Origin of the sequence: Bacillus sp. RC240, from assembly GCF_044907945.1 — a bacterium.
In the GTDB taxonomy this organism is placed as follows: domain Bacteria; phylum Bacillota; class Bacilli; order Bacillales; family Bacillaceae_G; genus Bacillus_A; species Bacillus_A mycoides.
In genome coordinates this window covers 1-14,771 of sequence record NZ_JBIYCT010000025.1, presented here as the reverse complement: position 1 = coordinate 14,771, position 14,771 = coordinate 1, and the positions used below count along the sequence as shown (strand labels likewise).

Sequence of the window (14,771 nt, the reverse complement as noted above, 5' to 3'; positions counted from 1 at the left end):
CTATTACATGAAACGTATGTGTTAACTGGCGAAGGAAAATTGGATGCTTTCAAAACGTATTTAAGTGAAAATGTATCTTGGACAGAAGCTGCTGGGTTTCCATATGCAGGTACTTATATAGGTCCAGATGAAGTAGTGAAAAATGTACATGAACGTCTTGGCACGGAATGGGATAACTATAGTGCAAAAGACGAAATTTATGCTTTTAATAACAATACTGTTATCGTTTATGGAAAATATAGTGGAACATATAAAGTAACAGGGAAATCATTCATAGCAGATTTTTGTCATCTTTATGAGTTTGATGAGAACGATAAGGTTAAGAAGTTTATTCAAATTGTGGACAGTGCAACTGTTAATGAGGTATTAAGTTAGAGTTACCAGTTTCAAATATCAACATTTACCTTTAACAGAGCCAAAAATTAAAACAAGGTCCCTTAATCATGTTAAAGGGACCTTGCTCACGCAAATGATCTGTAAATCAATTTATCTTTGATATACAGATCATTTGTATGATAATTTTTGTGAATAATTGCTAAATAGTGAACTTACATAAATGCTTTTAGAAGTTCTTGAATTAATGGGATTGCTCCACCTATAAATTTTAAAACTGCCATTGCGATTTCCATATTATGCTCTCCTCTTTTTTCGTATTAAGATGTGATAAATCTTTATAATCTTATTATAGTGAGCGCTTACAATTATAACAATGAATTTTTTTATGCAATATTGCATATTTATACATTAGATCTCTATTATTCATTTTTTAATGGTACTATAGCGAGGTGAGAGTCTTTAAGGGTTCTCCTTAATAGGAGGAAATATGGAAAGAGTGCAGACGATTTACAGTAATCAAAAATTTAAGAGTTGGGTTAAACAGGTATTAGCTGTAGGAGGAGTAATAGGGTGCTGCTATTTGGTGTTATATGTTTTCTGTTTCTTAGTTATCATGTAAATATTATACAACTAAACTAGTAGAGTCTTGCCTAGAGAGGTAAGGCTCTTTTATTGTAGTACCTGGAGATGGGCAAACAATATACAATACTTCTTAGGTTTGTCAGATTACTTTGTATCGTGCCTTGTTTCTCTATATTCTAGAACACTAACTCCTATCATTGAGAGTTAATAAACTTCTATTTAAAGTTTCCATTTATATTGAAAACAGAATTCTATTGATAAAAAATATGTTTTTACTAGATACATATTAAAAAGACAAGCATAAATTATATTAGATTTTAGCAAAATCTTTTTGCCTTGGAAAAGGATTTAAATCTTACTTATAGATTTGATTCCTTTTTATATACCATAATCCTTATATTACTACGTAAATATAATACAGTAATAATGATTTAAAAGCAAGAATATTAGTAGGGGTACGTTCACACATCCATCAACTTAAGATTTTAAAGTAGCCCGTGAACTACTCGCCACTTAGCAAAGCTTGAAGTGGGAGCTTCTCAGTTCCACGACGAAAGTACCCTTTCGTCTCCCTGAGCGTTACTTCGGGTGTTCCACCCCTAGATGTCCAACGCTTGGACGCTCTTTTGGTACGGTTGATATTTTACGCAGGAACCGAATGGCTTGGTTTTCGCACTCTATTTTCTTCCTGCAACCTCATATATCAAGTTATCAAAGAACTTCATATAGTTAGTTTATCAAAAGTTTTTGGCTATGCCAAACCGAAATTCATCTCCCACCTACCGTTGGGCTACGCCCTTCACACGCTTGAGGAAGGAGAATTCTTTCGGGGAATTAGTTAAATTAAAATCATATTGGCTAACGTAAAGAATACCAATCATTTACTTCTCCTATCAGCACAAGTAAATGATTGGTATTTCTCATTAATATTGCTAAAACTGAACTACGAGCAGAATACTTTATTTCATTCTTTTTTCCCTTACAGTTTGATCTTGTAATCGCTGTTGTTCTTTTATCAGTCATTCCTACATAAGCGTTGGATATTTTGCAGGTTTGTCCAGAATGAAAAGAGCTTATTAAACCATCCATTATTCACGTTCTTCTTCATATATTTGTACCACAATTATTTTTTTTTTGTTAAAACTAGTTTTTAAGAAGCATATGCTTTAGCAACTGCAGAAATTCTTTATCACTTTTATCATCTTTTATATAATCCTGTTCATAGTTAAAAATCATTCGCACTAACATAAAAGCTGTTAGCGGTAATGGTACCTTATGAAAAGCCCCTTGCTGATAACCTTTTTCAAGCAAATTACTTATCATTTTAATTGCTTCTTCTTCAGATTTTTTAAAACAAGCTATAATTTCAGGTGAATGGTACTCTTTATATTCTTGAAAGAGTGTAGAAACAAATGGGTCTTGATGATATTCTAGGCTGATATAATGAAGGATTTTTTGTATTCGAAGTAAAACATCTTTTTCCTCTTTATATAAATCAAATAATTGTGAGCGTTTAAGCTGGATATGACGCATATAGCAGTCACATAATATTTCAGTTTTATCTGTATAGTAATAATAAATAGTACCTTTACCAACTTTAGCTTTCTTTGCAATTTCATCGACCGTTGTGTTACGGACACCACCCATAGAGAACAGTATTGTGGCAGATTGAATGATTTTCATTTTTTTATTTTCTTTTTCTAATTTGATCATTGTCTACACCCTATCCTTGAAATATTTAGCGAAGTTTTCTTTCATTACATTCTGTATCAGTCCATTTGTAATTTTTTAACTCCTAATAGAAAGTCCTCTATTTGCTTCTTATAGAATAACATACACCATTCTCATTTCTAGTATATAACTATAATAGAATGCAACTTTATAACTTAGGATAAAAATGAAAGTTTAAGGTAATAACTTTTTAATCAGACGATGAGAATTCAAGTGAAAGGGGAAAGTGATTTCTTTCTTGATTGAATTATTTGATTTTTTATTCAATTCGTTTTATTATATAAACATGACTAAAAGATGTTTTTAGTCGGATTTTTTTACGGAAAACCGACTGATATTTAATTTTAGTCGGTTTCTATACTATTTGAGAGAAGGTAGACACTATGTGTGGAATTGCAGGGTGGATAGACTGGTCTAAAGACCTGTCTCATGAACAAGAAACGTTAAAAAAAATGACAGATGCTATCACTCACCGAGGGCCTGATGCAGAGGGGCATTGGCTTTCAAAACGAGCAGCATTAGGTCATCGACGTCTCATCGTCATTGATCCTGAAGGTGGCCTTCAACCTATGCTATATAAAGATGGAAATGATACGATTGGCCTTACGTTCAATGGAGAAATTTATAACTATCAAGAATTACGTAAAGAACTTGAGGGGAAAGGTCATGAATTTCAGACAAAGTCTGATACAGAGGTATTACTACATGCTTATTTAGAATGGCAAGAAGATTGTGTTCAACACTTAAATGGGATTTTTGCTTTTGGTATTTGGGATGAAAGATTTGGGAAATTGATGCTTGGTCGTGATCATCTAGGTGTGAAGCCTTTATTTTTCGCTCAAAGAGGAAGCGCAATTCTCTTTGGTTCAGAGTTAAAAGTTTTGCTTTCGCATCCGCTTGTAAATGCAGAAGTAGATAAAGAAGGACTTTCTGAGGTATTTTGTCTTGGACCAACACGTACTCCTGGTCATGCGATTTTTAAGGATATACATGAAGTACGTGCGGGTAATTATATGACGTTTACCTCTAATGGTTCAAATACGACACAGTATTGGAAACTTGAAAGTAAAAAACATATAGATGATATTGATACGACAGTGGAGACAATCCGCTCCATTTTACAAGATACTGTTAAACGCCAGTTAATTGCTGATAGACCAGTGGTATCTATGCTTTCCGGAGGTTTAGATTCAAGTGGTCTAACAGGTTTAGCAGGAAACGAATTTGGGAATAAAGGGGAACGTCTTCATACATATTCCCTGAATTTCATCAATGATGAAAAAGACTTTGAGCAGGACTTCCTTCGTTTTGATCGTGATGAACCTTGGGTGAAACGTGTGGCTGAATATGTAGGAACAAAGCATCACTCTATAGAGTTAGGATCAGATAGCTTAATAGAGCATTTATTAATTCCAATGCGAGCGCGTGATCTACCGGGAGTTGGGGAACTAGAAACGTCTCTTTATTTGCTATTTAAGGAAATGAAAAAAGACGCAACAGTTGCACTTTCAGGCGAATCCGCAGATGAAGTGTTCTCAGGATATCCATGGTTCCATCAAGAGAAGTTTTTAGATGCAGAGATATTCCCTTGGAGTGTTAATTTATGGTATAGTACAGAAATTTTATCAGAGGATTTTAAAGAAAAGATTAGCCCTGAAAAATATCAAAAACAAAAATTTGAAGATGCGGTTGCTGAGGTTCCTTTTTTAGAAGGTGAAAGTGATCTGCAAATGAAGCAACGTCAAATGTCTTACATGTTTATTACACGTTTCTTGCCATTTATGCTAGAACGAAAAGATCGTACAAGTATGATGAATGGCTTTGAAGTACGAGTTCCATTTTGCGATTACCGGCTTGTAGAATACTTATGGAATGTTCCATTCGAAATGAAAAGTATAGACAATATTGAAAAAGGTATTTTACGTCGAGCTTTTGAAAATATACTTCCAGAGGATGTACTTTATCGCAAAAAAAGTGCATATCCAAGCACAAAGGATGCTTCTTATCTACAAGGTATTAGTGATTGGATGTTACATGTGTTGAACGATCCTCAATCACCTATTTTACCATTAATAAATGTAGAAAAAGTTCGTGCTATTGCAGAAGGAAAAGACAAAGTAATTTCTGGTAATGATGCACGAGGTATAATAGATTATTTACTTCAAGTTAATAGTTGGCTTCAGGAATATAATATTAAATTAGTATGATAAATGTAATCTTCGAATAAAGAGGATAGATGAATCCTCAATGACCTAAGTGAACCGCATCTCCAATGTATTAGATAGTTATCTAATATTTGGAGATGCGGTTTTATTATCTTGATTTGCAATAACGCTAATCAGTTAGTAAATTAGAATTGAATAAGGGACATGGAAAGAACTAGGGGGAATAATATGAATTGGAGGTCCCACGTAAAGGAGAATACGATGAACCTTTTAACAGGTTATCCGAGAATTACAACATAACACTGGTAGAGTGGAATCATGATGTAGACCATGTTCATATTTTGTTCAAGGCACATCCGAATACAGAAATGACAAAATTCATCAATGCTTATAAGAGTGCAAGTTCTCGACTAATCAAGAGAGACTTTCCACAAGTGAAAAAGAAACTTTGGAAAGAGATGTTTTGGTCAAGAAGTTTTTGCTTACTAACTACTGGTGGTTCGCCAATAGATGTAGTAAAGAAATATATTGAAAATCAAGGTGAAAAGTGAGGTGAAATGATATGACAAAGCATAATAAAGCATATAAATTCCGTTTGTATCCAACAGAAGACCAAGTACATCTTATGCGTAAAACCTTCGGCTGTGTACGTTTCGTGTATAACAGAATGTTAGCTGAACGGAAAGAAGCCTATGAAAAACACAAAGATGATAAGGAACAACTAAAGAAACAAAAGCTTCCCACTCCTGCGAAATACAAATCAGAATTTGAGTGGTTAAAAGAAGTTGATTCATTATCTTTGGCAAATGCTCAACTAAACTTGCAAACTGCCTATAAGAATTTCTTTAGTGGTCAAAATGACTTCCCAACATTCAAAAGAAAAAAAGACAGAAAGTCTTATACAACGAATGTAGTGAACGGAAATATTATGTTGCTTAACGGTCATATCAAATTACCAAAACTGAAAATGGTACATATCAAACAGCATAGAGAAATACCACAAGACCATATAATCAAGTCATGTACGATTTCTATGACACCTACTGGTAAATACTATGTGTCCATTTTGACTGAATACGAAAAAGAGATTGTACAAAAAGAAGTAGAAACAGTTGTTGGATTAGACTTTGCGTTGGATGGATTATACGTCAGTTCTGAGGATAAGAAAGCCAATTATCCTAAGTTCTACCGTGAAATGTTAGACCGATTAGCAAAAGCACAACGAGTATTATCAAGAAGAACAAAAGGTTCTATTCGTTGGGATAAACAACGTATCCGTGTAGCTAAGTTACATGAAAAAGTAGCAAACCAACGTAAGAACTTCCTTCATCATAAGTCTAAAGAGTTAGCTACTCATTTTGATATTGTAGCTATTGAAGATCTAAATATGAAAGGAATGTCGCAAGCACTTCATTTTGGAAAAAGTGTCGCTGATAATGGGTGGGGTATGTTCACTTCTTTCTTAGCTTATAAACTAAACGAACAAGGAAAACAACTTGTGAAAATAGACAAATGGTTTCCTTCCACAAAAGCATGTAGCAGTTGTGGAAATGTAAAAAATATGACATTGTCTGAACGAGTCTATTCTTGTATATGCGGTGTAAATCTCGATAGAGATTATAACGCAGCTATCAATATCAAAAATGAAGCAATACGCCTATTAGCGTTAGCATAAATAGCAATAAAATAACCTTTGGAACAAGGGAGTTAGCTCGGCTGTCTTAGGACGAATTCGTTAGCTATCAAAAGTAATGATTAACCGAGAAGCCCCCACTTCAAACAGTCCGTTAGGACGTTAAGTGGCGGGTAGTTCACAAATGTATTCAAAATTGAATGAGGAACGCAAAATCGTATTTGAGGATATAAAGAAAAGAGGTTCTATATATGAAGAATGAAGTAATTTTGAATAAAATTTCTACAATAGAGCGTTGTATAAAAAGAATTCAAGAGGTATATGGAAATAACCTTGATAATTTAGAGGATTATACAAAGCAAGATTCTATAATATTAAATATTCAAAGAGCATGCAAAGCAAGTATTGATTTAGCAATGCATATTGTTGCAGGGAAGAAGTTGGGACTACCTCAATCTAGTAGAGAGGCATTTGATTTGTTGGTTGATGCAGATCTACTTAGTACAGAACTGGCAAGTAAGTTAAAAGCAATGGTTGGGTTTCGAAATATTGCTGTTCATGATTATCAAAGTGTAAACTTAGATATTGTTCGTCAAATTATTGAAAAACATCTAAAAGACTTTAAGCTATTTACGAAAGAAGTTATGGGAATTCTAGACTTATAAAAGCACAAATCTTTGAAATATGATTACCTTGGAGAACATTGTAGTAACTTTATATCATGAGGAGAAAAGTACTTCAGTGGACCCTTTACTTGCTTTAACAATTAAAAACAAATTAAGCGTTACATGAACATATTGAAAAAGGGCATCTTAAGGTGTCTTTTTTTGTTTTGGAGATTATTTACATACTTTTCCGTAAATGAAACATAATATTACTAAAATCAGTGGAGGAGTGTAAGGAATGCAAATTCGCGAAAATACTAATTCAAACGAGATTTTGGTAGGAGCTGCAGCAAGTGCAATTGAACAAATGAAGTATGAAATTGCTCAGGAGTTTGGTGTTACACTTGGACCGGATTCAACAGCACGAGCGAATGGTTCAGTAGGTGGAGAAATTACCAAACGTTTAGTGCGTATGGCGCAAGAGCAATTATCTGGTCAATATAAAATTCACTAAAGTTAAAGGTATATCCCGTTGAAGGGATATACCTTTTTAATTTTTTGAAAGAGGATAATGAAATTTTGATTGTTAGTTAAGCTTAGAAACTGCAAATTTAGCTGTGAAATTCATCTTCTTCATGTACGAAGAATTTGCACCTGCTTGAAATTGTACAGAAATATTACCATCTTTTTGTGCTTTGAATACGCGACCATATGGTGAATTAGCATTGTAGGTGCCAATTATTTGATTATCTGCATCAAAGACCGTATAAGAAATTGGGAACCCAGAATTTTGTACAAAGACTGTAAGTTCTTCTCCTTTATTGAGATTAAATGTTTCCTTTTGAGACACTTCGTAAGAACTCATAGAGTAATATTTTGTAACTTCTTGAATTTCTAAATTTGTAGTTGCTGCACTCGCTTTTGGTGCCTCTGCTCCTGGTAAGTTCATACCTGATAGTACTGCAATTCCTAGTGCCCCTGCTAAAATAACTTTTTTCATAATGCTAGTTCCTCCTTTAATATATTGTGAGATTTGAAAAGGAAGTGAAAATATCACCTACTGAAACCATTATAGTTACAACGATAATTATTATCAATACGAAATGCTATGCAATTTTGCATACATGAAGTACAGCAAAAGGCCAATCAATTTAAATTTCATGTAGTTTTTTGCTGCTTTTCACGTTTTATTACTACGTACAATGGTTTTGGTGCAAAAAAATAATTGCTACTTTCTGTTTCTAACTATCATTTTTGCATCAGAATCATAAAAAGCACTTTTTAATGTTTTAAAAGTGCCTTTATGTTGGTATTAATTATGTAGTTTTATAACTTTTGACCAAATTCTATTATTAAGAATGCTATTGTATTATGTAGTTCATGTATCCAAAAAACAATCCAGAAAGCAGACATACTTTTTGGGTCGTTATAATTTTTTTCTTGATATATAGAATATGAATAATTAAATACGATCCCCATAAGTGTTGCTGCAGCTATATATGTAATATCAAATTGATGAGTTAATCCGAATATGATTGACGCTATAAGAATAGTAAGTATATTACGTTCTGATATATATGAGCTTAGTTGTAAAATGAAAAAAAGTACTTTTTGAAATAGTAAAGTTTCAAGAAATGGAGCAATAATTAACACTAATAAAATGTGTTCAATAATTGACTCATTTATTGATGGATTCGCTTGTGAAGGTGGTAAAAATAAATTAAGTGGAATAGTAATTAAAAAACTAATTATGGTCATGAGTAAAATAAATGGAATTTTATTTAAATTAGAAAGAAAATTATGTATATTCCTGAACATTTATATTATATCTCCTTAGTTATGAAATTCAACAAAATCCAATAACTAGTTATTGGATTTTGTTGAATTTTATTTATTTAGTTTATGGTCTTCCACCATAATGGCCAGCTTCAATTCTTCCGGCATTTGCCATATCGTTACCTAATCTTCCACGACAATAGTTATCGCGTAAACAATGGTTGGCAGCTTCATAAACTCTAGATAAAATTCTAATTGCACCACCATTTGTTTGTAATTCTTTTTCAGTTAATTCCTGAAAGTTTGTTGATAATTTTTCATTCATTACATCCATCTCCTTAAAAAAATAAATTGTTGATTCTTTATATACGATAACATAAATGTTCTGTAAATTTAATACATATGCAAAATTGCATATTTAGTCTTTTTTCTTTATATTCGGATATAATCAAAACAGATATAAAAATACAAGGAAAAGAGGCTGCGATTTTGTTCACAAAAAAGATTTCTTATATAAGACAACAGGATTTAAAAGATTGTGGTCCAGCGTGTCTTGCAATGATTTCTCGTTATCATGGTTTTACTATGTCTATATCAAAAATTAGAGAAATAGCAGGTACTGATTTAGAAGGAACGAATATAAAAGGTTTAATAGAAGCTGGAGAGAAGTTGGGTTTTGAGGTAAAAGGAGTAAAAGCTACAAATTTCGAAGCATTTAAAGAAATTCCTTTACCTGCTATTGCACATGTAGTTATGGATGGCGGTCTTCTTCATTATGTAGTAATTCATAAAGTTAAAAATAATAAAATATATATTGTGGATCCTGAAAAAGGATTTGCTACATATTCATTAGAGGAATTTGGACAAATATGGACTGGTATCTTAGTACTTATGACTCCCAGTGGGGATTTTCAAACAGGTAAATCATCACAAAGTACATTATCTCGTTTTATATTTTTATTAAGACAACAAACTAATTTATTGGTACCTTTATTTTTTGCTTCCATCTTTTTTAATTTATTTGGATTATTAGGAGCATTTTATTTTAAATTTTTAATTGATGATATTGTGACAAATCAGTTGTTACAGACACTTCATATTGTATCAATTGGGATTGTTATATTGTATATTTTTAAAGTTTTTCTATCCTATTTTCGTACTCATTTAATCTTATATTTAAGTCGACGAATAGACATTCAATTGATGCTTGGATATTATCGCCATGTTGTAGGATTACCGATGAATTTTTTTGAAACAAGAAAAGTAGGGGAAATCATTTCTCGATTTATGGATGCAAGCAAAATAAGAGATGCATTATCAACAATAACAGTTACATTAATGATTGATACGGTAATGGTTACATTAGGAGCTGTTTTATTATATATACATAGTCCCGTTTTATTTGGTGTTACTTTATTATTAATTCCCTTTTATATAGGCATTATTTTTGCTTTTCGTAAACCATATCAACATATTAATAGAGAAGAGATGGAAAGTAATGCAAAATTAAATTCATATTTAGTAGAGTCTTTAAATGGGATTGCGACTATAAAATCTTATAACGCTGAAAAAGAAGTTTTTTTTCAAACAGAAAATCGTTTCGTTAATTTATTAAGATATGTATTTAAAAGAGGAATGTTATCTAATTTACAAGGTTCTATTAAGATGGGGCTTGAATTAATTGGGGGGACAGTTATTCTTTGGGTTGGTGCTATGCAAGTATTAAAAGGAAGTATGACTATAGGTGAACTGATTACATATAATGCCCTTTTAGGATATTTTTTAAATCCGATTGAAAATTTAATAGGAATTCAGCCAACTATGCAATCTGCGTTGGTTGCAGGAGAACGATTAAATGAAATCTTTGATTTAGATGCTGAAAAAGATGAAAAAGAACATAAGAAAGTTTCTCCTAAACAGTTATCTGGAAAAATTGAATGTTCAAATGTTACATTTCGTTATGGAACACGTAAGAATGTTTTAAACAATATAAGTTTTTCTATAGAACAAGGTAGTCAAGTGGCTTTTGTAGGAGAAAGTGGTTCCGGAAAAACAACAATTTCAAAATTGTTAATGAATTATTATGAAGCGCAAGAAGGAGTTATATATTATGAAGATTATCATATTAAAGAAATAAATCGTACTGCATTACGAGATCGGATTGCTTATGTTTCTCAAGAATCATTTTTCTTTAGTGCGTCTATTTATGAAAATTTACGTTTTGGATTAGAACGACAAGTTTCGTTAGAAGAGATGATACATGTATGTAAATTAGCTTGTATACATGAGTTTATTAGTGAACTACCTTTAAGTTATGAAACTTTATTAGAGGAAAATGCTTCGAATTTATCGGGTGGACAGAGACAACGTTTGGCAATTGCGAGAGCGTTATTAAAGAAACCGGATATCTTAATATTAGATGAGGCCACAAGTAATTTAGATTCTACAACTGAAAAACATATTACGGATATGTTAAAAGAATTAGGTTTACAAGGAGTAACAGTTATCATGATTGCGCATAGATTAAGCACAATTCAGCATGCAAATCGAATTTTTGTAATGGAAAAAGGAAATATTATAGAACGAGGTTCTCATGAAGAATTATTATTCCATAAAGGTGAGTATTATCGTCTTTGGAAGAACCAAACAGTTCACGTAGAACATATAGAATCACAATCATATGCAATGCGAGGTGGTCAATATGAGTAAAATATATTCTTTTGATCAATTAACAGATAGTGTGGAGTTATTGGAAAAAAGGCCCCCTCGGTTTATTACGGGATTACTATGTTTTCTTTGTATAAGTTTATTAGGATTTATGATTTGGGCATATGTTGGAAAAGTAGACATTGTGAGTAAAGGAACAGCAACAATACAAAGTAAGTCAGATATAAGTGTGTCTCGAACTCAAATTCCAGGTGTTGTAGATACTGTTTCTGTTAAATCAGGAGATGCGGTGAAAAAGGGAGATACTTTGCTTCAATTAAAAAACCAGGAATCAATGAATAAACAAAATCAAATGGATCAAATTGTTAAGCATTTAGAAGGACAAAAAGAGATGCTAGAACAGTTGAAAAAGAGTATTCAATTCCATAAATTATCTTTTACTGATGAAGTGGATAAAAAAATAAGGGAAGAATATAAAGCATATGAGCAAGGCTATCAATCTTTGCAAAATGAAAAAGAGAATGAGATAAATCTGATAGGTAATAGTAAATTATTAAATGAACAAGATGAGATTTTACAAGGATTGATTGCAGAAAAGGAAAATATACAAAGAGAAATTAAATCTATAAATAAACAGAAAGATAAAGAAAACATATTAGATGAACAAAAACAAGTATTGGATGATAAAATTCAATCTTTAGAATCTCAACAAAATAATATAGAAAAAAGAATAGCGCAAAGAAAAGGAACGTTAGATAGTGAAAGAAAGAAAGTTGATACAACGAAGGAAGGGAAACAAAAACAAAAGGAATACGCTTTAAATCAATATAGAGAAAGTGCTATAGTTTCTGTAAATCAGCGTATTCAATCTTTAGAGCAAGAGATATTTATAAAAAAACAAGACTTGTCTGGATTACATAATCAAAATGAAACGATGATTATAAAAGCACATCAAGATGGAGTTGTACAATTCCCTTCCATTTTACAACCGGGTGATTTAATAGATTCAGGTCAAGAGGTCGTTTCAATTATTCCGAAAGAAGATGAAAAAAGGGTAAAAATTTTGTTATCTGCTCAAGAGATAAGAGGGATTAAAAAAGGGGATAAGGTACAGTATTCGTTTAAGTTAAATAAAACGGATAAACAAATGGGAAAAGTTACGTACATATCGGCACATCCTATTTTTGATAAAGATTCTAAAGGGTATGTTTATGAATTGGAGGCAACAATTGAAAAACAGGTATTGTATGAGCTACATACAGGAATGGTAGGCAAAGCTTCTGTAGTGACAGGAGAAGAACAGATATGGAAATTTATATTAAGAAAGTTAGATTTTATATCTAATTAATAGAGAGTAATATTGAGTTTACATGTTAATTTGGAATAAAGTTACGATGTTTTATTCCTTCAAGTAAAAAAATATAAGTGAGTTTTGATTAAACTTTTTTATAAAAATTGTATAATGTTTCACAAAATAGGAATCCGTTTTAATTAATTTTTTTTCAAAATGGATTCTTTTTGCTTCTTATCAATAGGGGTGTAAAACATTTCTGATTAAATTTTATTCCAAACCAATACCTGAAATTTTTAATGTGGAAAACCAGGTGGATCATTGTAATTGAGTGGTTGTTCCAATTCCTTATTATCTACTATTTTTTGAATGTTCTTTACGACAATACTATTCGAATGTTTAAAGAAGACTATAAAACCAAGGTCAATGCAGTTTTAATCTTCTCTGTAGAAATGTTAGTGGAATGTGTTGCAAGAGGAACTCAAAAGATTCTGCCGACTGTAATTACATAAGAATCCGTTTTAGTAGGGTCTATTATCTATTATAAGTTACTTTCGGATGATATAAAACGAAAATTAGGATAGAACCAAAAGAAAACATATTAAAGGAATATGAAAACATCTTCTTATTTTTTAGAATTCATTGCCTTGAAAAATAGACATTCATGGTAAAGGGAATTTACTTTAATCCCATAGTTGTGGAAACGTAAGGGTAGAAATTTAATGTTTTTTGTAAAAAAGAATTGACTTCTAATCTAGTTGTAACTAAAATGGTTACATTAAGATGTAACTAATAAAGTTACAACAACTTCCTGTTTTAAGAAAAACAAGATTTATATATTTAATTAAGGATAGCGGTCTATACGTTGTCGTCCAGTGCAGAAAGTTACTAATATATTAACAGCTATGCATATTCTGAACGGTAGTATTTTCTGCTTTAGAGCAATAATGTGTAGCGTTATCTTTTGTTAAAAATCTTAGTTGATTTTTTTGAAAGGGTTAGTTTTGGGGAAATATAGTAAGGTAACTCAAAAAAGAACAAGATATAAAAAAGATGTACTTATATAAACCAAAAAGTTAGCTGAGAATTTTAAGTGATAGCTGGACTGGTTAATAAAAATAAAGGTAGGAGATTTAAATGAAGACGAAACAAGATAATCTTATATACGTATGGGACGCATATTGTGGATGGTGCTATGGATTTTCAGAAAGTATTAAAGGATTTTACAAAGAACACACTGAAATGCCGTTAACAGTTTTATGTGGAGGATTATTTTTAGATGATTTACCAATAAAAAATTTCTCATATATAGAAGAGGGGAATAAAAGAATTAATCAACTTACAGGTGCAGAATTTGGTCCTTCATATCAAAAATTGGTGGAAGAAGGGACTTTTAAAATGAATTCGAAAGATGCTGCAATTGGCTTTTCAGCTTTACGCTCATTAGCGCCAGACCGTTTATTAGAATTCACTTCGGCTATGCAAAAAGCGTTTTATTATGAGGGACAAAGTCTGAGTGATCCTGAAACATATCGTAAGATTGCAATCGAGCATGGTTTGGACCCTGAACAAGTACTAGAACGTTTAAACGCTCAAGAAACAATAATAGATGTCCAAAACGATTTCAATAAAGTGCGACAGCTTGGTGTTAATAGTTATCCTTCATTACTTTTACAAAAGGATAATCAAATTATCCCTATTGGTGGTGGGGTAATGACGCCAGATAAAATCGAAGCACGTTTTAAAAATTTATATTAAAAAATTTCAAGTTACAGTATATAACATTTAACGTTTTAAAAAAGGCTAGAAGTAGATGGACTTAAACCTTTTTATAACAGTCATAGTTTCAACTTATTTTTAAAAAGAGTCCAATTTTAATTTTTCTATTGACTATAGTAGCAAACGTTTTAGCTTACGCCAACCGACATTAATCTCTCGTCTATTTGCTGGTGCTATCACACTTTCAGGTGAATTGAAGAGGGAAC

Annotated in this window: 12 protein-coding genes and 4 pseudogenes; 10 read left to right on the top strand and 6 right to left on the bottom strand. The window is 31.8% G+C overall.

Annotated features, from left to right (window positions below; genetic code table 11):
* A partial coding sequence (locus tag ABH955_RS28990) for a nuclear transport factor 2 family protein (RefSeq protein WP_404491964.1) occupies positions 1-375 on the top strand: 375 nt, incomplete at its 5' end.
* A gap of 173 nt (positions 376-548) precedes the next feature.
* Here ABH955_RS28990 and ABH955_RS28985 read toward each other — a convergent pair.
* The 3 genes and pseudogenes from ABH955_RS28985 to ABH955_RS28975 form a co-directional block, all read right to left on the bottom strand.
* Positions 549-735: pseudogene (locus ABH955_RS28985) on the bottom strand (hypothetical protein).
* 1,044 nt (positions 736-1,779) lie between these two features.
* Positions 1,780-2,007: pseudogene (locus ABH955_RS28980) on the bottom strand (IS4 family transposase); the annotation flags it as partial.
* 54 nt (positions 2,008-2,061) lie between these two features.
* Positions 2,062-2,631 (bottom strand): TetR/AcrR family transcriptional regulator, encoded by a 570-nt coding sequence (locus ABH955_RS28975; protein WP_002065376.1) that lies wholly within the window; start codon positions 2,629-2,631, stop codon positions 2,062-2,064.
* A 401-nt stretch (positions 2,632-3,032) separates the two neighbouring features.
* Between ABH955_RS28975 and asnB the strand changes: the two genes are divergently transcribed.
* The 6 genes and pseudogenes from asnB (at position 3,033) to ABH955_RS28945 (ending at position 7,566) form a co-directional block, all read left to right on the top strand.
* Positions 3,033-4,856 (top strand): asparagine synthase (glutamine-hydrolyzing), encoded by a 1,824-nt coding sequence (gene asnB, locus ABH955_RS28970; RefSeq protein ID WP_404456905.1) that lies wholly within the window; start codon positions 3,033-3,035, stop codon positions 4,854-4,856.
* Between the two features lie 221 nt (positions 4,857-5,077).
* Positions 5,078-5,365 (top strand): annotated as a pseudogene (gene tnpA / locus ABH955_RS28965) (IS200/IS605 family transposase); the annotation flags it as partial.
* An 11-nt stretch (positions 5,366-5,376) separates the two neighbouring features.
* A complete protein-coding gene (locus tag ABH955_RS28960) occupies positions 5,377-6,489 on the top strand; it encodes an RNA-guided endonuclease TnpB family protein (protein ID WP_404491963.1) in 1,113 nt (370 codons plus the stop codon).
* Between the two features lie 139 nt (positions 6,490-6,628).
* Positions 6,629-6,709, top strand: a pseudogene (locus tag ABH955_RS28955) (type VII toxin-antitoxin system MntA family adenylyltransferase antitoxin); the annotation flags it as partial.
* The gene (gene hepT / locus ABH955_RS28950; RefSeq protein WP_341093372.1) at positions 6,699-7,112 is read left to right on the top strand and encodes a type VII toxin-antitoxin system HepT family RNase toxin; all 414 of its coding nucleotides are present in this window, start codon (positions 6,699-6,701) and stop codon (positions 7,110-7,112) included. The pseudogene ABH955_RS28955 and the gene hepT, both read left to right, overlap by 11 nt.
* A 238-nt stretch (positions 7,113-7,350) precedes the next feature.
* Complete coding sequence (locus tag ABH955_RS28945) at positions 7,351-7,566, top strand: alpha/beta-type small acid-soluble spore protein (RefSeq protein ID WP_341093374.1); 216 nt, start codon at positions 7,351-7,353, stop codon at positions 7,564-7,566.
* Between the two features lie 72 nt (positions 7,567-7,638).
* On the opposite strand, the gene ABH955_RS28940 is transcribed toward ABH955_RS28945, so the two are convergent.
* The 3 genes from ABH955_RS28940 to ABH955_RS28930 all read right to left on the bottom strand — a co-directional run bounded on the left by ABH955_RS28940 (position 7,639) and on the right by ABH955_RS28930 (position 9,153).
* A complete protein-coding gene (locus ABH955_RS28940; protein WP_070147096.1) occupies positions 7,639-8,052 on the bottom strand; it encodes a hypothetical protein in 414 nt (137 codons plus the stop codon).
* A 326-nt stretch (positions 8,053-8,378) separates the two neighbouring features.
* A complete protein-coding gene (locus ABH955_RS28935) occupies positions 8,379-8,870 on the bottom strand; it encodes a CPBP family intramembrane glutamic endopeptidase (RefSeq protein WP_002069055.1) in 492 nt (163 codons plus the stop codon).
* A gap of 82 nt (positions 8,871-8,952) precedes the next feature.
* Positions 8,953-9,153 (bottom strand): hypothetical protein, encoded by a 201-nt coding sequence (locus tag ABH955_RS28930; RefSeq protein ID WP_085313299.1) that lies wholly within the window; start codon positions 9,151-9,153, stop codon positions 8,953-8,955.
* A 164-nt stretch (positions 9,154-9,317) separates the two neighbouring features.
* Between ABH955_RS28930 and ABH955_RS28925 the strand changes: the two genes are divergently transcribed.
* The 3 genes from ABH955_RS28925 to ABH955_RS28915 all read left to right on the top strand — a co-directional run bounded on the left by ABH955_RS28925 (position 9,318) and on the right by ABH955_RS28915 (position 14,544).
* Positions 9,318-11,537: a peptidase domain-containing ABC transporter gene (locus tag ABH955_RS28925; protein WP_033707382.1), complete on the top strand. Its 2,220-nt coding sequence runs from the start codon at positions 9,318-9,320 to the stop codon at positions 11,535-11,537.
* Positions 11,530-12,843, top strand: coding sequence for an HlyD family secretion protein (locus tag ABH955_RS28920; protein WP_404456919.1), 1,314 nt, complete (start codon positions 11,530-11,532; stop codon positions 12,841-12,843). The genes ABH955_RS28925 and ABH955_RS28920 overlap by 8 nt, the downstream gene beginning before the upstream one ends.
* Positions 12,844-13,923: 1,080 nt before the next feature.
* Complete coding sequence (locus ABH955_RS28915; protein WP_131246176.1) at positions 13,924-14,544, top strand: DsbA family protein; 621 nt, start codon at positions 13,924-13,926, stop codon at positions 14,542-14,544.
* The last annotated feature ends 227 nt before the right edge of the window (positions 14,545-14,771 follow it).